At 58.9% G+C, this 20,021-nt stretch carries 18 protein-coding genes and 1 pseudogene; 12 read left to right on the top strand and 7 right to left on the bottom strand.

All coding sequences use genetic code 11. The features are described from left to right. Positions 1 to 89: 89 nt before the first annotated feature. From AC1RO0_RS28960 to AC1RO0_RS28905, 12 genes and pseudogenes are all read left to right on the top strand, one after another. A pseudogene (locus AC1RO0_RS28960) lies at positions 90 to 314 on the top strand (hypothetical protein); the annotation flags it as partial. A 17-nt stretch (positions 315 to 331) separates the two neighbouring features. After that, positions 332 to 2,587, top strand: a complete 2,256-nt coding sequence (locus AC1RO0_RS28955; RefSeq protein ID WP_498595995.1) for an MGH1-like glycoside hydrolase domain-containing protein — start codon at positions 332 to 334, stop codon at positions 2,585 to 2,587. Positions 2,588 to 2,941: 354 nt separating this feature from the next. Beyond that, positions 2,942 to 4,018, top strand: coding sequence for an ABC transporter substrate-binding protein (locus tag AC1RO0_RS28950; RefSeq protein WP_498595994.1), 1,077 nt, complete (start codon positions 2,942 to 2,944; stop codon positions 4,016 to 4,018). Continuing rightward, complete coding sequence (locus tag AC1RO0_RS28945; RefSeq protein WP_498595993.1) at positions 4,008 to 4,922, top strand: ABC transporter permease; 915 nt, start codon at positions 4,008 to 4,010, stop codon at positions 4,920 to 4,922. Before AC1RO0_RS28950 ends, AC1RO0_RS28945 begins: the two co-directional genes overlap by 11 nt. Positions 4,923 to 4,932: 10 nt before the next feature. After that, a complete protein-coding gene (locus AC1RO0_RS28940; RefSeq protein WP_498595992.1) occupies positions 4,933 to 5,712 on the top strand; it encodes an ABC transporter permease in 780 nt (259 codons plus the stop codon). Further along, on the top strand, positions 5,699 to 6,748 hold the full coding sequence (locus AC1RO0_RS28935; RefSeq protein WP_498595991.1) for an ABC transporter ATP-binding protein: 1,050 nt from the start codon (positions 5,699 to 5,701) through the stop codon (positions 6,746 to 6,748). The genes AC1RO0_RS28940 and AC1RO0_RS28935 overlap by 14 nt, the downstream gene beginning before the upstream one ends. 2 nt (positions 6,749 to 6,750) lie before the next feature. Further along, a complete protein-coding gene (locus AC1RO0_RS28930; RefSeq protein ID WP_498595990.1) occupies positions 6,751 to 7,347 on the top strand; it encodes a cysteine hydrolase family protein in 597 nt (198 codons plus the stop codon). 52 nt (positions 7,348 to 7,399) lie between these two features. Then, positions 7,400 to 7,888 carry a MarR family winged helix-turn-helix transcriptional regulator gene (locus AC1RO0_RS28925; protein ID WP_498595989.1) on the top strand — a complete coding sequence of 163 codons (489 nt, stop codon included), beginning with the start codon at positions 7,400 to 7,402 and terminating at the stop codon, positions 7,886 to 7,888. A 39-nt stretch (positions 7,889 to 7,927) separates the two neighbouring features. Then, positions 7,928 to 10,270 carry a beta-glucosidase family protein gene (locus AC1RO0_RS28920; RefSeq protein ID WP_498595988.1) on the top strand — a complete coding sequence of 781 codons (2,343 nt, stop codon included), beginning with the start codon at positions 7,928 to 7,930 and terminating at the stop codon, positions 10,268 to 10,270. Between the two features lie 505 nt (positions 10,271 to 10,775). Next, positions 10,776 to 11,207, top strand: coding sequence for a SyrB-like regulator (locus tag AC1RO0_RS28915; protein ID WP_498595987.1), 432 nt, complete (start codon positions 10,776 to 10,778; stop codon positions 11,205 to 11,207). A gap of 142 nt (positions 11,208 to 11,349) precedes the next feature. Next, the gene (locus AC1RO0_RS28910; RefSeq protein WP_498595986.1) at positions 11,350 to 11,958 is read left to right on the top strand and encodes a hypothetical protein; all 609 of its coding nucleotides are present in this window, start codon (positions 11,350 to 11,352) and stop codon (positions 11,956 to 11,958) included. Positions 11,959 to 11,990: 32 nt separating this feature from the next. After that, entirely contained in the window at positions 11,991 to 12,575 is a 585-nt protein-coding gene (locus AC1RO0_RS28905; protein WP_498595985.1) for a hypothetical protein, read from the top strand. A 223-nt stretch (positions 12,576 to 12,798) separates the two neighbouring features. Here the strand turns inward: AC1RO0_RS28905 and phnX are convergent, their stop codons facing one another. From phnX to AC1RO0_RS28870, 7 genes are all read right to left on the bottom strand, one after another. Further along, entirely contained in the window at positions 12,799 to 13,602 is an 804-nt protein-coding gene (phnX, locus tag AC1RO0_RS28900) for a phosphonoacetaldehyde hydrolase (RefSeq protein WP_498595984.1), read from the bottom strand. Further along, positions 13,599 to 14,753: a TIGR03364 family FAD-dependent oxidoreductase gene (locus tag AC1RO0_RS28895; RefSeq protein WP_498595983.1), complete on the bottom strand. Its 1,155-nt coding sequence runs from the start codon at positions 14,751 to 14,753 to the stop codon at positions 13,599 to 13,601. Before AC1RO0_RS28895 ends, phnX begins: the two co-directional genes overlap by 4 nt. A 204-nt stretch (positions 14,754 to 14,957) precedes the next feature. Beyond that, a complete protein-coding gene (locus tag AC1RO0_RS28890) occupies positions 14,958 to 15,857 on the bottom strand; it encodes a LysR family transcriptional regulator (RefSeq protein ID WP_183687259.1) in 900 nt (299 codons plus the stop codon). A 118-nt stretch (positions 15,858 to 15,975) separates the two neighbouring features. Further along, entirely contained in the window at positions 15,976 to 16,773 is a 798-nt protein-coding gene (locus tag AC1RO0_RS28885) for an ABC transporter permease subunit (RefSeq protein ID WP_183687257.1), read from the bottom strand. Next, positions 16,757 to 17,626 carry a 2-aminoethylphosphonate ABC transporter permease subunit gene (locus AC1RO0_RS28880; protein ID WP_498595982.1) on the bottom strand — a complete coding sequence of 290 codons (870 nt, stop codon included), beginning with the start codon at positions 17,624 to 17,626 and terminating at the stop codon, positions 16,757 to 16,759. The genes AC1RO0_RS28885 and AC1RO0_RS28880 overlap by 17 nt, the downstream gene beginning before the upstream one ends. Beyond that, positions 17,619 to 18,767, bottom strand: a complete 1,149-nt coding sequence (locus AC1RO0_RS28875; protein ID WP_498595981.1) for an ABC transporter ATP-binding protein — start codon at positions 18,765 to 18,767, stop codon at positions 17,619 to 17,621. Before AC1RO0_RS28875 ends, AC1RO0_RS28880 begins: the two co-directional genes overlap by 8 nt. Before the next feature lies 1 nt (position 18,768). Then, on the bottom strand, positions 18,769 to 19,800 hold the full coding sequence (locus tag AC1RO0_RS28870; RefSeq protein WP_498595980.1) for a 2-aminoethylphosphonate ABC transporter substrate-binding protein: 1,032 nt from the start codon (positions 19,798 to 19,800) through the stop codon (positions 18,769 to 18,771). Between the last annotated feature and the right edge of the window lie 221 nt (positions 19,801 to 20,021).

Below are 20,021 nucleotides of genomic sequence, written 5' to 3'. Positions count from 1 at the left end.
AGGGCATAGTGGTGGCACGAGGCTGAGGCGATCGCAGCCGATTATCCCATCATCGATAAACGATCCGTGCACCAACGTCGTCTGGAGCCAATACCGTGGTCGCCGCGCGGCTGGACGACGCTTAAAACGATCGCCGAGGCTGGCGGCCATACCGGTCTGCCTGGGGGCGGCTGGTGCCTGGCGTCCATTCGCTGGAACTGCGCGTCGCCAACACGGCTGCAAATCGCTATTACACCAACACTCCCTTTCTTGGCGACGGTCTCGACAAGAGCGGATTGACTGCCGCACCGAAGCTTATACCGTTGCTAAACTGAACGGAAACCATAGAGCCATGCCACAACATTCGACGATTCCCCTCATGCGCGCCTGGAACAGCTGGTCCAACAGACCGGCCGAAATGGTTTTCCTGCCGCTCGGCGTTCGGATCACGCCGATCCTCTATTCTACCCGCAGCAAGACGACCTCCGCGATCGAGCCGCGCCGCGATACCGTTCGGCTGGGGCGCCACACGATCGACGGCTCGTTGATCGAGCTGGAGACAGATCACAGCGGCACGACCGTGGCTTTTTCGACGACGAAGACCGATCCCTTTGCCGTTCGCGGCAGTTGGGACGGGAAGGTGTCGGCCGAATGGGGGCTGCGCTTCTGGCTGACGCTCGCGATCTCTTCCGATGGCGGTGAGATCACTACCCACGATGCAGGGAGAAACGTCACCCTCGTGAAGATCGGTACCCGGTTCGTGGCGGTCGCGACCGCTGAAGCGCCGGTGCATGTAACCGGGCATGACACGATCGAAGCCTTGCGCGCGGATTTCGAGGAGAACGGCTACTTCTACACCGCCACCCGCAAAAACGAGGCGCCGGTCATCGCCTTGCGCTTCAACCTCGAAATGATGCGCAGGGGCGCCTATGCCGCCGGTGTTGCCGATAGTGCGGAGCTTGCGATTGCGAAGGCAAAGGCCTGCCTCGCCGCCGGAGCACCCGCCGATATCTCCGATGCGCAGGCCGGTTTGTTCGAAGGCGCACTCGACGCGATGCGTGATGTGGTGGCCTGGAACACCATCTGGGACGAAACCAACGCGCGTCCGTACACGGCGGTGACGCGGATCTGGAACCTCGGGAAATTTGCCGTCTGGTTCAACGACCAGATTTTCGCGGCACTTCTCGCCGGCGTGTTCGATGCGGATCTGGCGCGCGAAAACATGGCGACGGCAATGGCGGGCGCGACGCCGCAGGGCAACATTGCCTGCATCGTCACCTCCAACGATGCATGGGTTGATCGCAGCCAGTTGCCGTTTGGCGCGCTTGTTGTCTGGCAGCTCTACCAGCGAACGGGCGAACGTTCGATGATCCAGGCGAGCTATGATGCGCTGGTGCGCAATCGTCGCTGGTGGCAGGAAAATCGGGATCCTGACGGCTTTGGCCTGCTCTCCTGTGGCACGTCGGATGTTGGCGAAGGCCTTTACAAGGGAACTGCGTTTGCCGCTCGCAACGAAACCGGCATGGACAACTCCGCTACTCACGACGAGGCGGTCTATGATCCCGTCACTCGTACGCTGTCGACCTTCGATTTGGGCCTCAACTGCGCAGCGGCTCTCGACGCCGAAATGCTGTCGAAAATGGCCGCCGTGATCGGCAAGCATGATGATGCGCGCGAATTCGCAGCGCTGGCCGAGCGCAGCCGCACACTCATCTCGGAAACGTTGTGGGACGAAAGCCGTGGCATCTTCGCCAACCGCCAGCGTCGTGGTGGCTTCGTGCGGTCGCTGTCTCCGACCAGCTTCTATCCGCTGCTCTGCGGCGCGGCGACATCAGCGCAGGCAGCTCGCCTGCTTGAGCATCTGAGCGATGCGAGCACCTTCGGCGGTGACTACGTGCTTCCGAATGCAACACGAGACGATCCCGCCTTCGCCGACAATGTCTATTGGCGCGGACGCATCTGGCCGAATGTCAACTACATGGTCTGGCTCGGCCTGCGCCGTTACGGCTTTATTGCGGAAGCGAGCAAGCTTGCCCGCCAGAGCTACGACCTCTTCATGCAGTCCTGGCGGAAGGATCGCATCGCCTCTGAAAACTACAACGCGGTGACCGGCGAAGCGATGGACCAAGGCGATACCGACCCGTTCTATATCTGGGCCGCCATGTTGCCGCTGATGGCGACGGGCGAGATTGTGGAGTTCGATCCTTGGACGGGCTGGACCATATGCAACACCGGACAAGATGTTGCTCTCGGACCGATGGTGTCGCCCTCGGGAGCGCTGCGTCTGAGCGTCGAAGCCGGAAACCTTGTGATGACGCTAAACGAGCGCGTGACGCTGAAGACTGATCTGCGGACCACGCTCTCTCGCATCGCGATCGCAGAGGGGCGGTTTGCCTGCACTGTCGCGCCAACCTCCGGAAGTGGCTACATCGAGCTGCCGGGCGTCAATGTTCAGAGCATTTTTGCCGCCCGTCTGGATGGAGAGAATGCCGGCTTCGTTGCATCTGAGGAAGGTATACGTATCACGGTTGCTGAAAGCGCCCGGGATCGCCAGCTCGAAGTCTCTTTCTCCCCGTGCGACCCTCTTGTGATGCAAGGTATCGCTTGACAGGTATCGCTTCCTCAATAATAGTTTGTGTACAAATAAAAAAACTACAAGACTGATGCTAAAATCAGAGGGTTGAACTGGAGGCTTGCCTACGATCAAGTGATGTAGGTGGGAGGTTATTGGAGTTATGCGCCACTTTTTGTTGTTAAATGATGTCCCGCCTTGTGCGGTGCAGGCTTTTGCTCGCCCAAAAAAGCGTATTTCAAATGCTGGATCACCTCTGATTATAGTTTGCATACAAACAATTTGATGTGCTTGCGACACGTCATCTGTTTTCGGCCTGGCCGATCCGTTGAGGTCGCTGACTGCGGTCACGATCATCCATAACTGTGTATGTTCCAGAGGGGTACCACAATGACTGAACTCACCAGACGCAACACGATGAAGTTGATGTCCGCGGCGTTTGTCGCCGGCGTCGGCTTCTCCAGCCTGCCGCGCAAGGCATTTTCCGCTGGCTCCATCACGGTGCTGAACTGGCAGGGCTACGGCACGGACGAAGCGTGGTCCATCAAGGCTTTCACCGAAAAGACCGGTATTGCAGTCGTTCACGACTACTACAGCTCCGAATCGGAAATGCTGACCAAGCTGCGCACCAATCCAGGCACTTACGACCTTGTTGTTCTCAACGCCGCACGTTGCGCCCAGGCCGCTGCCGAGGACCTGCTTCAGCCGATCGATTTCAGCAAGGTTCCGAACGCTGCAACCGTCGATGAAGCCCTGCGTTCCAATCCGAACTTCAGCAAGGACGGCAAGGGCTTCGCAGTGCCGTGGGTTTGGGGCATGACCTCCCTCGCCATCCGCGAGGGTATGCCTGTTCCAGACAGTTACGCCGTTCTGGCTGATCCCGCCTACAAGGGCCGCGTTGCCATGGACGACGACCCCATCATCAACGTCGGCGTCGGCGCCCTGATGAGCGGCCAGGACATCAACGATCCGAAGGATCTTGCCGCTGTAACGGCTGCGCTGAAGTCGATCAAGCCGAACGTCAAGCTGTTATGGTCCACGGAAGACCAGTGGAACAAGTCGTTCGCCGCCAAGGAATTCGATCTCTCGCTCTTCTGGTCTGGCGGTTCGGTGCGCTCCAAGCGTAATTCGAAGCTTCCGGTTCAGTTCGTCGTTCCCAAGGAAGGCGGCATCGGTTGGGTTGACGGCCTCGGTATCCCGGCATCGGCTCCGAATGCAGAAGGCGCCCTTGCTTTCGCCAACTGGCTGATCGATCCGGTATTCTACGTTGAATGGGCAACGAAGGTGGGTGCACCGGCTTCGTCGAACTCGGCCGCTCTCGCAGCGCTGCCGGCCGACGATCTCAGCCGCCAGGTGCACAAGCCGGAATACCTGAAGACGATGGGCATCATGTCGGCTCTGCCGGACGATCGCCGCGAAGCCTTCAACAATACATGGCAGGAAGTGAAAGCCTTCTATGCAGAATGATCAACTGACATCGGCGTCAGAGCGCGGACCTTCGGGTCCGCGCAGCCGGCGGACGCTTCCGTCATGGATTTCAACGACCGCCCTGCTGCTTCCGACGTACGGGTGGTTGACGCTTGCAGTTTTCCTACCGCTGCTGACCATGCTGGTGTTCAGCTTCATGTCGGCAACACCGATGGGCAAGGCCCCCATCGTCTTTACGCTGAAGCAGTACCGCGCCTTCATCGATCAGCCCTATCTGGTCGGTATTGGTATCACATCGCTGCTGATCGGCTTCTGGACAACGTTGTTCTGCGCCGTACTCGGCTTTCTCGCCGCCGTTGCGCTGGTTCGCTCAACCTTCGGCAAGACGCGTGAGATGCTGCTGATCCTGGTCCTTTTGCCCTTCTGGACCAACGGCCTCGTGCGCGTCTTTTCCTGGACGATGGTGCTCAGGGAAAACGGCTTCCTCGACAATCTGCTGCATATGATTGCGCCTGACGCCGGCTCGATCGGCTTTCTCTACACGCGCTATGCAATCGTGGTCGGTCTCGTTCACGGCTATCTGCCCTACATGATCCTGACCTGTTACATCGCCCTTGTGGCTATCGACGACGCGATCATAGAGGCTGCATCGAGCCTCGGCGCGCGCTGGTGGACCATTCTGTTCAAGATTTTGGTGCCACTCGCGGCTCCCGGCCTGATTTCCGGGTCCGTCCTGATCTTCATCCCTGTCATTGGTTCGTTCATGGAGCCGCGCATCCTGGGTGGTCGCGTCGGCGTCACCATGGGGACGGTGATCGAGGACCAGTTCACCCAGGCCTTCAACTGGCCTCTGGGCGCATCGCTGTCCTTTACACTGCTGGCCGTCGTGCTCGCTATTTTCGCAACCTTTTCCGGCGTCCTGCGCCGCGGCGCGGCAGCTTGAGGAGAGGATCATGAAACCGCTCGGACGTATCTATCTCATCGCTATTCTGATCTTCCTCTACACGCCTATTCTCGTGATGATGGCGATGGGGTTCAACGCATCGCCGCTCTACGAACTGCCATTCAGCTTTTCGCTGCAGTGGTATCAGGCGCTGTGGAGCAACACCGTGCTTCTGACTGCCGGCCTCAACAGCATCATCATTGCCACGATCACGGCCGTGCTGGCGACGACACTCGGGACCATGGCCTCGGTGGCGCTGTCGCGCAGGACATTCCGCGGCAAGAGCCTGCTGCAACTGATGCTGCTACCGCCAATCGCCATCCCCTGGCTGATCACCGGCACGGCAATGCTGATCTTCTTCTACTGGAGCGGCATCGGGCGCGGCATGCACGCCTTGCTGATCGGACATGTCGCACTCGCCATCCCCTATGTGGTTCTGGTGGTCGGCACCGGTTTCCGGACCATTCGTTCCGACCTGGAAGAAGCAGCGATGAGCCTTGGCTCTACCCCAGTGCACGCCTTCTTCTCGGTGACGCTGCCGCTGCTCTATCCGAGCATCCTGGGTGCCGCCCTGTTCGCCTTCGCGGTATCGCTCGACCAGTTCGTGATTTCCTACTTTCTCGCAACGCCCGGCTATACCACTCTGCCGGTGCAGATCTACTCCTCGATCCGCAAGGGCTTCACCCCAGAAATCAATGCAATCTCGACCGTGCTTCTGCTCGGCTCGATGACGGTCATCCTGATTTTTGCGCGCTTCGCCAAGCCCGGAGACACCCGTGACAAACGTTAAAGTCGAATCCGTTGCCAAGACCTATGGCGCCACGCCCGTCCTCGCCGACATCACCGCCGAGTTTCCGGAAGGCTCTTTCACCAGCCTTCTCGGACCGTCGGGTTCCGGCAAGACCACGCTGCTTCGTATCATCGCGGGTTTCATCAAGCCGGATCAGGGCGTGGTTACGATCGGCAACAACGATGTCACAGACATTCCGGTCTGGGGCCGCAACATTGGCATGATGTTCCAGTCCTACGCGCTGTTTCCGCATATGACGATCGCCCAGAACGTCGCGTTCGGCCTCGAGCGGCGCGGCATCAAGGGTGCGGCAGCCCGCAAGGAAGTCGACCGCGCCCTGGAGATGGTGCGTCTTCCGGGCTTTGGCGAGCGTACGCCCAAGCAGCTTTCCGGCGGCCAGCAGCAACGCGTGGCGCTTGCGCGCGCCATCGTCATCAAACCGAGCGTGCTGCTCCTCGATGAGCCGCTGTCGGCGCTTGATCGCCGGCTCCGTCAGGAAATGCAGGTCGAATTGCTGCGCATCCAGCGCGAAAGCGGGCTGACCACGATCTTCGTGACCCACGACCAGGAAGAAGCACTGACGCTGTCCGACAAGGTGGCCATCCTCGACAAAGGCCGTATCGTCCAGATAGGCGAACCGGAAACGGTGTACGAGCGGCCGCTGACGCGCTTTGCGGCGGAATTCCTCGGCGATTCGAATTTCCTCAACGGGACGGTCGATAATGGCGCCGTCCGCCTCAGCGATGGCGCGCTCGTCAGGACCACGGGCACGCTGCCCGCCAATGGCTCGAAGGTCACGCTGGCCGTCCGCCCGGAAAAGATGTCGATTGCATCCGGACCGACGGATGGCAACAGCCTGACCGCCCGCATCACTACCGTCATCTATGCCGGGCCGGTGTTGTCCTACCTCTTGGAGACCCCGGATGGCCTGCCGCTCAAGCTGTTTGCGCAGAACCGCGACGGTAAGGTTTTGAGCGATGGCGACACCATTACCTTGAGTTGGTCTCCGGAACATTCGGTTCCGGTGGCGAACTGATCATGGCAACGGCGCCTTTCTCGAACAACACGCTGCATGTCGTCATCGACATGCAGCGCCTCTTTGCCGAAGAAACGGCGTGGCACACGCCGGCGCTTGCGGAGATACTTCCGAACGTGCTGGCGCTCTGTAAAACGAGGCCATCCGATACGGTCTTTGCGCGCTTTATCGTTCCGCAAAACGCGGAGAGCGCCAAGGGCCGGTGGAAGAATTACTATCGTCGCTGGGCGGCTGTGACGGTCGATGAACTGGACATTGCGATGCTCGATCTCGTCGCGGAGCTTGCGGCGATCGCTGGCCCCGGCTCCATCATCGACAAGGAGACCTATTCGGTCTTCGGAGCGCCCGGTTTTGCGGAGCGATTGCAAGCAGCAGGTATCGATACACTGATCTTTTCGGGCGTGGAGACGGACGTCTGCGTCTACGCAAGCGTTCTCGATGCCGTCGATGCCGGCTATCGCGTCATTCTCGCAAAAGACGCATTGGCAAGCGGCGACAGGACTGCGCATTCAGTCATTCTGGAAAATTTGGCGCCAAGGCTTTCCGAGCAGATTGAAATCTTGTCGACCGAGGCCATCCTGAATCTGTGGCGATCATAAATCTTGCGGCGGTGCTGCTCGGAGAGGCGAACAGCGAAATTTGGGAGATCCGATGGACGTTCCGTTCAAAGACAAAGCCGGCTTGCCGACAGCTACATCTTCATCGACGACCAATGAGAAAGGCCAGCAAGTCGAATACGCTCTTGACGAGCAGATCGGGTTTTACCTGCGTCAGGCCAACCAGCGCCATGTGGCCATCTTCGCAAACCTGATGGCGGAGAAACTGACCACCACCCAATGGGCAGCCCTGGTCAAGCTCAAGGATCTTCAGCCCTGTTCGCAGGGCAATCTTGGCCGCGAGACGGCGATGGATATGGCGACCATCAAAGGCGTCGTCGATCGCCTCGTCAAGCGCGGGCTTGTTCACACTGCGCCGGATGCGGCCGATGCACGGCGTCTGGTCTTGCGGCTGACGGCCGAAGGCGAGGCGACGGTGGCGCGCAATTTGTCGATCGCGCTTGAGATTTCGCAGGAAACGATGAGCACCCTGACGCTCGCCGAGCGGATGATGTTGATGGAACTGCTTCAGAAGATCTGCTGAGCGGCCGTCGGCTGCAGCTTCGAACCCGAAAGACTATTCATGTTTCAGCCCAGCGAAGACGAAATCAAGTCGCTCATCGGCCGAATGACGGTTGCCGAGAAGGTCGATCTCCTTAGCGGACGCGGCCTTTGGAAAACAACAGCGATCGCAAGACTTGGGATTCCGTCGATCATCATGACCGACGGCGCTTATGGCGTTCGCTATTCGACCACACAGATCGACGCCGGCGACAGCGACGAGGACAGCCTGCAGGCATTCCTGCAGCTCGTCGACCAACAGGCTGACGCATCGGGCGGCATGTTCGGTGCGACCCGACCGGCGACGTGCTTTCCAAACGGCAACCTGCTCGGCTGTTCCTGGGACGTCGATCTTGCCTATCGCATGGGGGCGGCGTTGGCGGCGGAATGCCGGAATTTCGGTGTTCATCTGCTGCTTGGCCCCGGCATCAACATCAGGCGTACCCCGCTGGCCGGCCGCGCTTATGAATATTTTTCCGAAGATCCCGTGATCAGCGGCGATCTGGCGGCAGCTGTTATCTCGGGTCTGCAGGACAATGGCGTCGGTGCCTCACTGAAGCATTTTGCCTGCAACAATTCCGAGATGGAGCGGACCACGACCAGCTCCGATGTCGATGAACGGGCGCTCCGCGAAATCTATCTGGCTGGCTTCGAGCGCGCGATAGAAAAGAGCGCGCCGTGGACCGTCATGAGCTCCTATAACCTGCTGAACGGCGTCCAGGCTGCCGAAAACCGGTGGCTCCTCACCACTGTTCTGCGCGAAGAATGGGGTTATGACGGACTTGTCGTCTCGGACTGGCACGCGATCAAAGACCGTGGCACGGCACTTCTTGCCGGGACGGATCTCGATATGCCGGAGAGCCAACCGCGCAAGACGCGGCTCCAAGCCGCGATCGAGGCCGGCGATGTCGCCCCGGAGGCGGTGGACACAGCCTGCGTGAAGGTGCTGGAGCTCTTGCGCAAGTGCACGGCCCGCGAGCGGCTTCACACCGCCACCGATTTGGAGGAACACCATGCCCTGTCACGGGTGATCGCAGCGGAATCTATCGTATTGTTGCGCAACGAACGTAAAGCGTTGCCGATCGACCCAAAAAGCCCGGGGCGGCTTCTTGTCGTGGGCGATGGTGCCATTTTGCCCGTTATCCAGGGCTCCGGTTCCGCCACGACCAACCCCTATCGCGTCGATAGTCCCTTCGCCCAGATTGCTCGACGAGCAGGTGCGGACTTCAAGGTACAGCACCTGCCATTCGCATCTACAGCCAACGTCGAGATGGAGGCGTCGATCAACGCGATCGTCGACGCGGCATCAAAAGCGGATACGACAGTGGTGTTTGTGGAAAACGAGAAGAGCCGGCATGGCGAGGGCAACGATCGCGATACGCTCAAACTGGCCGCGAGCCACAATGCCCTCGTCCATGCGCTGGCTGCGGCCGGCTGCAAGGTTGTCGTCGTACTCTCCATGCCGGATGCCGTCGAAATGCCCTGGCTCGACGAGGTCGATGCGGTGCTGGCCGGCTTCTATGCCGGGCAGGGCGGTGGCGAAGCGATTGCCCGCATTCTGTTCGGCGAGCAGAACCCATGTGGCAAGCTGTCTGCCAGCATGCCCGCGCGGATACAGGATATTCCCGGCTGGCACACCTATCCCGGCGAGCAGGGGCGTCATCTCTACAGCGAAAGCATTTTCGTCGGATACCGCTTCTACGATCTCAAGGCCATTGCCCCGGCATTCCCGTTCGGGCATGGCCTCAGCTACACGACATTTGCCTATGAGGATCTCGCGATCAATATACAGGAGATCGCGCCGGGCGCGGCTTGTACCGTGAGCGTCACCATCCGCAACACGGGATCGGTCGCGGGCAAGGAAATCGTTCAGCTCTACGTCCGTCCGGTCAAACCCGGTTTGAAACGGCCGATCCGTGAACTCAAAGCCTTCGTCAAACTGCATCTGGAACCCGGTGAAGCGAAGACGGTGACACTTGCGCTCGTTGAGCGCGACTTCCAATATTTCGACGCCGCCCGCTCCGCGTGGGTGCTGGATGCGGAGGCTTTCGTCATAGAAGCGGGGGCATCATCGCGTGATATCCGTCTGGAGGTCACTATACCGTGCCGGCCGGAACGTCCGGCACTGCCTGTGCTTTTGCCCAATTCACCGACGGCGCAGGTGTTTGCCCATCCGAAGACCGAAGCCGCTCTCGTCACCTTCTTTGTCACCAAGCTTTCGATCACCGGCGCGGAAGCCACGGCGCTTCTTGCGAAAACCAAAGGCTCCTTCCTCGGCTTCTACGACACGTTGAGCTGGTACGTCGGTGATAGCGTTCGGGAGACGGATATCGCCGAAATCTTTGGAGGGTTGAACAACGTTTAGATACAGTATCCGCTGGAATGACAGCCATAACACCCTCAGCTGATCCACTTTTCGTCGCAGAGGCGTGGATAGCTGAAGGTCGGTCTGTCACCAATACGACGGTTATTGAGACCTGAGGCTTGGTACCGCAATCTGAAGGACGCCACTTGGTATAGATAACGTCGGGAACTTTGATGGCTCTGTTTCTGGCGGCTGTGATGACCGAGATGTTATTGACGGTAGCGCGCGAAATTTCGCGTTAACGGCATCGGGGCCCTTCATAGCCGATGGTACTGCTATCTATCTGGAATTTGATGCTTGCTGTTGTAGGCTGTTGACTTAAGCCGACCGCAGGATCAAGGGTTCCAAGTCCCTCAAGGCGAGCGAGTGAACCTCACCTCCGCCAATCTTCCAACATGGATGGTGAACGATGTGCTCCAAAACGGCGGGCTGTCCATTGCGCTCTTATTGACTCCGTCCTTCACTGAGCCGAAAAGAACTTGCGGCAACACAGGGGAGATAATTCATGGCTGACGAGAACAATACAGGCTCTATTGTCGGGGGCGTAGAGACGGATACACCGGCAAAGACGCCGGCTCCTAAGAAGCAACGCGCACCACGACGTCAGAAGATAGCCGCCGAAGCAACAGCTGCCTCAACTGCGGAGACTGTGAAAGTGCCGAGGGGGCGCAGGAAGCGTGTCGAGCAAGCCGGTGAAGCGACACTGGTCGAAACGCCAGTCGCCAAGCAGCGCAAGACGAGAGGCCCCAACAAGGGTCCCAGAAAAAATAGCGCGATAAAGCAAACCGGGCAGGCGGCCCAGACGTCTGTTCCGGCAATCGATGAATTCGCGGATCTTCTTCAGCTTGAAGAAGAGAACAAGCGGCTTCGCAAGACTCTGGCAGAGAAGTTGCGCGCGGAAAATGCCGATTTGCGCAAAAGACTCGGGCTCGATTGATCACTGCGCAACAATGCAGTGGTTACGGGATCGCTCTCGACCACTGCATTGTTGGTAGGAGAGATATTCCCGGGCTCGTCTCGCGAACCAGATCCAGAGCTGCGGCAACGTCGTGGTGCAGTTTGCTCGAGGTTGAAGCACGATGAAATCACCATGGAAATTTCTTGTTCAATTGACGTTGCGGGGACGAGCGACCGACACGCCGGTGGTTTCGATTGAGCATGATGCTGAAGCTACGGCAATCGAAAGCAAAGCAGAACGGACGTCGATACTTCCGTTAAGTTCCACGGAAGCATCCGATAGACCTGACCACGATCATACCCCACCTGCAGATCTCGCGGCGACGTCGCCGTCAAATGAAACTGGAAGCGATCTCGATGCGACGCCGGCGGTCTCGCTGCCAGGCGATATTGAAGAGGTCCGGGCATCGGCGCGTGAGGAAGTTCGCCAATCGAGTGTTGAAGCACATGCGTTGGTGCGGGAAAACGCGACAAGCAAACAGTCTCCGCGAACGCCACAGACAAGGCCGCCAACACACGTCAAGAAAGTTCGCACCAATTTGGATGCGGCAAGCATCGTTGCCACAAGTCAGAATCAAAGTGCGCAATCCCCGTCGCCCCTGGGAACTTTCTTCGATGAGGCGATCAGCCTTGATGAAGAAATCAAGCAACTGAGAGGCCAGTTGGCTCAAAAGCTGCACTTGCAGAATGTTCAGCTTAAAAAGCTGCTTCAGCGATTCGACCCATCGTGAGCTTGCCTTAAAATCTCAAAGATCGGACACATATGAAAACACAGCAACGAAGCTTCGTCGTCGAATTCAAATCGGGGCGTCGACGTTCAAGCCTGAAGCAAGATGCAATTTGGGGCAGCATGGATCTCAAGGCTCTTGCGCGTGAGGCGGAGGCGGAAGCGCCTCATCTGTTCAAGCCCAGCACGGTTTCAGCAACTGAGGACCAGGATGGCGTGATGTCGCCGAATTTGGAGCCGGCAACTCATTGCGACGACAGGATCGGGACCCTCGACGACAAAAAGATTTCGGCTTCATTGGCTGAGACGGAGCAAAATTGTCCGCCGCAGCAAAACGATATTGCAGCCTTCAATCCGATTTCGGAATCGAAAGAGAACCTTCCAGAGCAGGGATATCCGAAAGCGCCGCGGCGTCGGCGTGACGCAGGCGCCGTTCATCGCACCAAGGGTGCAAAAGGCGCAGCCATTGTGCGATCGACAGCGGTTCAACTCGAAGTACCCTCCGATGAGTTGGTCGTACTTGGGGAGGAGAATCGACGATTGAAGGGCTTTCTGGCAGAACATCTGCGTCAACAGAACATGCAGCTTCGAAAGATGCTTGAGCGATTTGGCGGCATTTGAAATCTCTCGCAAATTGGTCGCCTGGCTTGCATATCGACAGTTAGAATCCTATCAAGGGCACGGTTTACGGTTTTCGTCGGGGAAATGCTCCCATTGTGACCAAAGGCACGATTTGCGACAGAACCAATACTCGCGGCGATGGAATGATCCTGCGATGTTTAGGCAGAATTTGGTTCGTAGTATTCGCCAACTACCTTCAGGAATTATCTTTCAACCGCCGTTTTTAAGGCCGTTGACCCGCAACGAGCCTGGACTCGATATCGTCAATCACCGGCAGCAAATCCGCGACGGTATCGATGATGTAGTGCGCGCCGCGTGCGCGCAGCACGCCTGCGGCGCGTTGGCGGACGCGGTCGAGTGCGTCCGGGGCAAGTGCTGCGATCTCCTGTTGCGTCATGCCGGCTTCATTGCCGCTGAGTGCGACGCCGACCGTCCAGCAGCCGGCGGCGACCCCTTCATCGATGCCAACATCGGTGTCGTCGACCTTGACGACCGCATGCGCGGGCCAAACGTTAAGATCGAGAAAGCATTTGTACATGTTCATCGGCGTCGGCCGGCCCTCTGGCATGTCGCCGGCGCAGACGAGGTTGTCGGCTTCATATCCTTGCGCCTTCGCCAGCGGCAGGAGCCGCTCTATGATCGAGCGGGTGTATCCGGTCGTAGAGCCAATCTTCAAGCCGCGTGCGCGCAGTGCCCTGGCCATTTCCGGCGTTCCGGGCACGAGGTCGGCAAATTTATGGACGATCTCTTCGTTCATTGGCACGAAGACCTTGTAGATCGCGTCGACATCCGCCGATGTCGGCGTCTTGCCATGGCGGGACGTCCAGGCATCATGAATGCGCGGCTGCTTGAGCATGGCATCGATATGATCCCATTTCGGCCGTCCCATCGGCTGACGGGCCTCGGCAATCGTCACCTCGATGCCGAACCGGTCGAACACCTCGACGAACACGCCCATCGGGGCGAAGGATCCAAAGTCGATAACCGTGCCCGCCCAATCGAACACAACTGCCTTCAAGCCGCTCATTGTGAAATCTCCTGAAAAACTGAATGCGATCCGAAGAGATCGCCAATAACTTGTTCGCCAAGGGCAAAGCCCGTCGATGCACCCGTTCCGCCCGTCACCATTACGATCCTGACGTTCTCCGCCGGCCGATCCACGAGGACGGTGTGCTCCTTGGAAGAGGCGTAGGTGCCGATCCAGCGGTTGATCACCTGCCGGCCCGGCAGATCGAACACCCGGTCGAATTCGGCGAGGATAAGATCGTCGAGGCGTATTTCCGCGAAGGGCGCCTGAGCGTCGCCATAGACATGGCTGTCACCGACGACCAGCGAACCATCGCCGGATTGCACGGCAATCAGATGAATGCCGGCGGCGCGGCTTTCGGCCTCCTCGGCGTCCAGCCGCTTTGCCAAAGCTTCGGCTTCCGGCAGCACGGCGAAGCCTTCATAACGGGCAAGGCTCATATCCGACATGACGGCAGCGCCGAAGGGGGTCGGCGTGGCAGGCGCGACACGCAGCATCTGCAGGGTGCAGACGGAGAGGGCATGCGGGGCGATCCGTTCCGGATAGAGTGCCGAGAAATCGTCGCCGGGGCAGACGATGGTGGCGCCGGCATGGACGATGCCGCGGCTGGTTTCGATGCGCGATCCTTCGATGGCGCGCACCGCCGTGTTCCAACGGAATTCGACGTTGTGTTTCGCGGCAAGCCAAAGAGCGAGTTTCGGCAGCGCATCCATGGATTCGACCCGCAGCTCGTGCGGGCTGTAAAGGACCGATCTGACCTCGGAAAGCCGCAGCGCGGGAACGATGTCTGCCGCCTCTTTCTTGCTGATCATCCGGCAGCCTGCAGCCATCGGCCCCTTCAGGAAAGCCTCCAGAACTTCGGCCGCCTCGTCGCGCCTTGCCGGCAGCAGCGTTCCGCGATGGTGAACGGCAATACCCGCCTCCTCGACCACCTCTGCCCAAATATCCCGGCTTCGCATGGCGCGCGCCCAGTGATCGCCAGCCTTTTGGCCACTCACGGTGATGAAGCCGAAATTGCGAATGGAGGCACCGACCGCCTTGGCGTTGCGCTCGATAACGACGACTTTCTTACCCTGCCGAGACGCCGCCAATGCGACACCGAGGCCGACAATGCCCGCACCGACGACCGCTAAATCATACTCAACCGTCATATTTTAAATCCTTACAACTTGCGGCACAGGCATTCTCGTCCGGCCACATCTCGCTGCAGAAAACCATCCGCCGCGATCACTGTCGGGGACGACAAGTAAATCGGCCGCAGTCGATTGCGCTATGGGGTGACCATAGCTCATTATATATTACAATGATATGAATATTTTAAATTTATAGGCAAAAACTATAAATTTGCAGGTAGCCTATCTCGGGATTGGACCATCTGCCGAAGAACCGGATTCCTTCGCCACCTCGAAGAAGGCATTGACGGTGGAATGGTTACGGCACTCCGGTAAGGCGATCAGATAATGTCCGATTGCCAACTCAGGCTCGACAAGCGGTGCTACGTCGATATGTTCGTCGGCGCGAACCTCGCCCTCGATGGAAATGGCAAGGCCTATCCCCGCCGCTGCCGCAGCGTAAGCAACGTCGAGGGTTGCGACTTCCAGAACCGGTTTCAATTCTACACCGTATTTATTGGCCGCTTCCTCGATCACCGTCCGGGTTCCGGAAGCGCGATTCCAGAGGACCATATCCTGTCCATCCAGATCCGTGAGCTTCAACTGCCCCTTCTTCAAAAGCGGGTGATCTTTGCGGCCATAAATGGCGACACGCGAGTCAAACAGTTTGAACGATGCAAACCGCTTGTCCGGTACGGCCTGGGAAATCGTGGCGACGTCCAGTTCGCCCGACAAAACCGCGTCCGCCAGTTCCAGCGATGGCCCGCCATGCGTCGTCAGGCGCAGCCCGGGATATTTGCGCACGAACGCTGTCAGCGTCGGCATGATAAGGCGGTGTGCACTGAAGCCAACCGAAAGAAGCCCGCTCTTCAGGGCCGTCTTGTCCGTTATGGCCATTTCGACCTCGTCGACGCATTTTAGCGCAATCTTGATCTTGGCGATGAGATCGACGGCTGCCGGGGCGACATGAATGGTATGTCCGTCGCGAATAAAGACGCGCGTCCCGCAAAGCTCCTCGAACGACTGGATTTGCGTGGAAACCGACGGCTGACTGATTCCCAGGGCTTCGGCGGCCCGGGAAAACTTGCCCGTTCGCGCAAGAGCGTCAACGGCTCTCATTTGAGAAAGGGTCGGGGACGCCATGCTCGATATTCTCCATCGTTCGCTTCGCCGCAACACACCTCTTAGATGAGCCGCTTAGCCTAAGCAAACAATCCGTGTCCAGGGCTTTGCCATAGCCCTGGATCATCAGCGTCTTGTCTCAGCGCAACATCGCCTTTGTCGACAGTCGCGACAGCGCGAGAAGCACGATCAATGTCGCCGCACCGAGGATCATCGTCAGTGTCGCTGCATCGAAGATCGCTCCGCGATCGGAGAGCGCAAAGATATTGACTGGCAGCGTCACCCAGCCTGGCGGATAGACCATCACCGTTGCGCCAAGCTCGCCCATCGACATCGCGAAACTAAGGCTGAAGGCGGCAACCAGATAGGGCATGAGGAGTGGCAGGGTAACCCGGCGAAGCTTATAAAAGGGCCGCGCGCCGAGGCTTTCGGCGATCTGCTCGCAATCATTCGGCAGGCGCGACAGACCCGCCGTCACATTGCCGTAGGTAAATGCGGATATCAGCACGAAATGCGCGATCAGCACGATCAGCCATGTGCCGTTCAGCAGCAAAGGCCGATGACTGAAGGCAACAAGCATCCCCAGTCCGACCGACACGGACGGTACCGCACTCGGAATGAAGAAGAACAGATCCAGCAATCGCTTCGGCAGCGGCTTAAGTTCGCGCAAGGCAAGTGCCGCCCATGTACCGCTCACCAGCGCCGCGGCGCTCGCGATGATGCCGGTCCAGATGCTGGATTTCAGGTTTGTGAAAGAATCGCTCCTGAAAGCATTTGCATAGTGCGCCAGCGTAAGATGGCTGGGCAGTATATCGTTCCACTGGCCGCTGATGCTTGCAAGCGCGATCACGGCGACCGGAAGGCCGTAGATGACCAGGAACAGCGGTACAGCCACCGCCCAGACGGCAAATCGCCCTGTTTTAGACCACACCAGCACGGCCAGCTCCCAAATGCGCTATTGCGACGCGATAGAGACTATAAAGACCCAGCGAGAGAACGATATTGACGACGGCGATGACGCAGGCGGTCGTATAATCGAATTCCTGGATGGCTTTCCCATAGATCAGCAGCGGCAGGGTGATCACGCCCTTGGCGCCGATGAAGAGCACGATGCCGAACTCGTTGACCGTCAGGAGCAGACAAAGGCTGCCCCCGGCGACGAGTGCCGGAAGTGCTGCGGGTAAAATGATCTGCCGGACGATGCGCCAGGGCCTTGCGCCGAGACTGCTCGCCACTTCGATTTGTGCCTGATCGATCAGCGAGAACGACGCCAGGAGCGGGCGCATGACGAAAGGCGTATAGACCGTCGCTTCCGCAAGGATGACACCCCATTGCGAATAAAGAAAATCAAGCGGCGGCAGATCGGTATGCGTCAGCCTCATCAGCGATTCATTGAGAAGCCCCGCCGATCCGTAGATGAAGGTGAAGGCGAGCGTGACGAGGAAGGTCGGCAGGGCGACGAAGGTATCGATCAGCCGGCTCGCCAATTTCGCGCCGGGAAACGGAACGAAGGCGATTACGAGCGAGAAGACGAAGCCGAGGAGAAGGCAACCGGCCGTGGCGCCGATGGCGATGACGATGGTGTGAAGGAGCCCGTCACGAAACTCGTGCGAACCGAGCACCTCGGCGAAGGCGGCCGATGACAGAACATCGCCGTCGCCAAGGGATTGGCGCACGATCAGTCCTAGGGGATAGAGGAACAGCAACGCCAGTATCAATAGCGGCGGTGCGATCCAGAACCGACCCCATTTCATTTTGGGCGCGGGCACCGTGGCAGCGAGATCAGCCATGTCTGCTGTCCTCCGGCACGAGCGTCACGTCAGCGGCGGAAAAATGCACTTCGATCGAGGCGCCGGGCTGGGGAGGTTCGCTCATTGGCATGGAGGTCATCCGCAATTCGTGACCGCCGGCGTCGAAGGTAATGTTGTGCACGTCGCCCTGCCACTGGACGCTGCGTACGATGCCCGTCAGCGAATTTGAATCGTCGTGAGTTCGTCGAAGCTTGAAATCGTGCGGACGAACGCAGAGCAGGCAATCACTGCCCTGGGGCACGCCATGATGATTTTGTGCCGACAATGCAGCATTGCCGAACCCGACCCGCGCCCGATTGCTGTCAATCGTTTTCAACCCACTCACCGGAAGCAGATTGGCTCGTCCCAGAAATTCGGCAGCGAAGCGGTTCGGGGGGTGGCGAAACAGCGACTGCGTGTCGCCGAAGGCCCTGAGCTTGCCGTCGCGCATGATGCCGATGTGGTTGGCGAGCGTCAGCGCCTCGGACTGATCGTGTGTCACATAGAGAACGGTCAGCGCCGGCAGATCGCGATGCAGCTTGGCGATCTCGTCGACCATCGAACGGCGGATCTGTGCGTCGAGCGCCGAAAGGGGCTCGTCGAGAAGCAACACCTGCGGCCGGATCGCAATCGCCCGGGCAATGGCGACGCGTTGCTGCTGGCCGCCGGACAGCTCGCGCGGGTAGCGCTTGGCGTAGGCCGCCATGCCGACCATGGCCAGGGATTCAGGCACGCGCGACCGAATGATGTCCTCCGGCACGCGGCGGGCACGAAGCCCGAACGCCACGTTCTCCTCCACGCGCAAATGAGGGAATAGGGCGTAGTTCTGGACCACCATGCCGATATTGCGGTCATAGGGCGCCAGATGTGTGACGTCGCGGTCGCCGATGGTGATGCGTCCGGTGGACGGGCGCACAAAACCGGCGACCGTCCTCAAAGCCGTCGTTTTGCCCGATCCCGAGGGACCGATCAACGCGACTATTTCGCCCGGATTGACGGTCAAGGTCAGGGAATCGAGCACCACGAGGCCGCCATAGGCAACCGATACGTTCTCGAAACCGATCCGACTGCCGCCTTGTGTCTCGGGTGCAGCCGTGGTGGCTGCACCCTTCTTTCCTGTCAATACCGTGGTCGCGGACATATCAGCTCCCCGATACCGCTTGCTTATAGTCGGCGATGTCCTGCTTCAGATCGGTCAGAACCTTGGTCCAATCCGGCGACCAGATCTCCACGCCTTCCATGATGGCATGGAGCTTGGCGAAATTCTCGTCGGTTGGATGGATATCGGTACGCACCGGCAGGCCTTGCGCGACAGCGCTTACGTCCTTCTGGGCTTCCGCCGTCAGCAGGAAGTCGATCAGTTTTTTGCCATTATCGCTGTCCGGGGCGCCGGCGACCAGCGCGATATAATAAGGAAGGGAGAATGCCGTCTTCTTGCCGTCCGGACCGGTCGGGAAGAATATCTTGATGTTCGGATTGTCAGCCTGTTGCGCCAGGTTCATCTGGAGATCGCCGTTGGCAACATAGAGTTCGCCCTTGTTGACGAGCGCCGTGAGCTTGCCGGTCGAGGCCGAAGGGCCGAGATTGTTCACCTGAAGCTTCTTCAAATAGGCAAGGCCATCGTCCTTGCCGCCAAAAGCGTGGAACGCCTGCAGCATGAGCGCCGTGCCGTCGCCGGCCTGGCCGGGTGTCGAATACTGGACTTTCTGCTTGAATTTCGGATCGAGCAGATCGCTATAGGCCGTGGGAGCGGTCTTCAGGATCGAGGCATTGTAGATGAAATTGGGATAGTTATTGACGAGCGCGACGTAGAAGCCCTTCGGATCCTTGTCGCGAGCATCGATTTTGTCGGCGCCGGCTGGCGTATAGGCCTGAAGCAGGCCGTCGGCAGCTGCCTTTTGCACGAAGGGCGGGAGGGTCACGAGAACATCCGCCTGCGTGTTGGACTTTTCCTTCGCCAAGCGATCGACAACGCCGCTCGAGCCGCCTTCGACATATTGCACCTTGATGCCGGTCGCCTTCGTGAAGGCGTCGAACTCGTTGCCAAACCAGCTCGGCGTTCCGTCATGAAGTCCGTCCGCGCTGTAGATGGTGACGACATTAGCCGCCGCCATCGCCGGCAGCGCCGCTGCCGCCACAACGCCAGCAGCCAACAATATAGATCTTGCTGTCATGATCTTTCCCTCTTGTTGAATTGCGCGCACCCTGCCGTGGGTTCGCGATCTTTCCGGCCCTGCTCTCGTGCTTGGGAGATCCCTTTAAGAAGGGCTACGGTGAGCAGAATTATAGGAAATACCTATTTCATTTTTATGACAATAGTCTTTGTCTATTATTTTGGAGCGGCTGGCAGAGAGCATTGATCCGAGTACATCGCTAAATGGCGAGTATTTGCTCG

Source organism: Rhizobium sp. GW821-FHT14E12, from assembly GCF_058803745.1.
This window is presented reverse-complemented; position numbering and strand designations above follow the sequence as displayed.

Coding starts and splice junctions, on each gene's coding strand:
- AC1RO0_RS28955 (WP_498595995.1), top strand. CDS start 332: ATGCCACAACATTCGACGATTCCCCTCATGCGCGCCTGGAACAGCTGG.
- AC1RO0_RS28950 (WP_498595994.1), top strand. CDS start 2,942: ATGACTGAACTCACCAGACGCAACACGATGAAGTTGATGTCCGCGGCG.
- AC1RO0_RS28945 (WP_498595993.1), top strand. CDS start 4,008: ATGCAGAATGATCAACTGACATCGGCGTCAGAGCGCGGACCTTCGGGT.
- AC1RO0_RS28940 (WP_498595992.1), top strand. CDS start 4,933: ATGAAACCGCTCGGACGTATCTATCTCATCGCTATTCTGATCTTCCTC.
- AC1RO0_RS28930 (WP_498595990.1), top strand. CDS start 6,751: ATGGCAACGGCGCCTTTCTCGAACAACACGCTGCATGTCGTCATCGAC.
- AC1RO0_RS28925 (WP_498595989.1), top strand. CDS start 7,400: ATGGACGTTCCGTTCAAAGACAAAGCCGGCTTGCCGACAGCTACATCT.
- AC1RO0_RS28920 (WP_498595988.1), top strand. CDS start 7,928: ATGTTTCAGCCCAGCGAAGACGAAATCAAGTCGCTCATCGGCCGAATG.
- AC1RO0_RS28915 (WP_498595987.1), top strand. CDS start 10,776: ATGGCTGACGAGAACAATACAGGCTCTATTGTCGGGGGCGTAGAGACG.
- AC1RO0_RS28910 (WP_498595986.1), top strand. CDS start 11,350: ATGAAATCACCATGGAAATTTCTTGTTCAATTGACGTTGCGGGGACGA.
- AC1RO0_RS28905 (WP_498595985.1), top strand. CDS start 11,991: ATGAAAACACAGCAACGAAGCTTCGTCGTCGAATTCAAATCGGGGCGT.
- phnX (WP_498595984.1), bottom strand. CDS start 13,602: ATGAGCGGCTTGAAGGCAGTTGTGTTCGATTGGGCGGGCACGGTTATC.
- AC1RO0_RS28895 (WP_498595983.1), bottom strand. CDS start 14,753: ATGACGGTTGAGTATGATTTAGCGGTCGTCGGTGCGGGCATTGTCGGC.
- AC1RO0_RS28890 (WP_183687259.1), bottom strand. CDS start 15,857: ATGGCGTCCCCGACCCTTTCTCAAATGAGAGCCGTTGACGCTCTTGCG.
- AC1RO0_RS28880 (WP_498595982.1), bottom strand. CDS start 17,626: ATGGCTGATCTCGCTGCCACGGTGCCCGCGCCCAAAATGAAATGGGGT.
- AC1RO0_RS28875 (WP_498595981.1), bottom strand. CDS start 18,767: ATGTCCGCGACCACGGTATTGACAGGAAAGAAGGGTGCAGCCACCACG.
- AC1RO0_RS28870 (WP_498595980.1), bottom strand. CDS start 19,800: ATGACAGCAAGATCTATATTGTTGGCTGCTGGCGTTGTGGCGGCAGCG.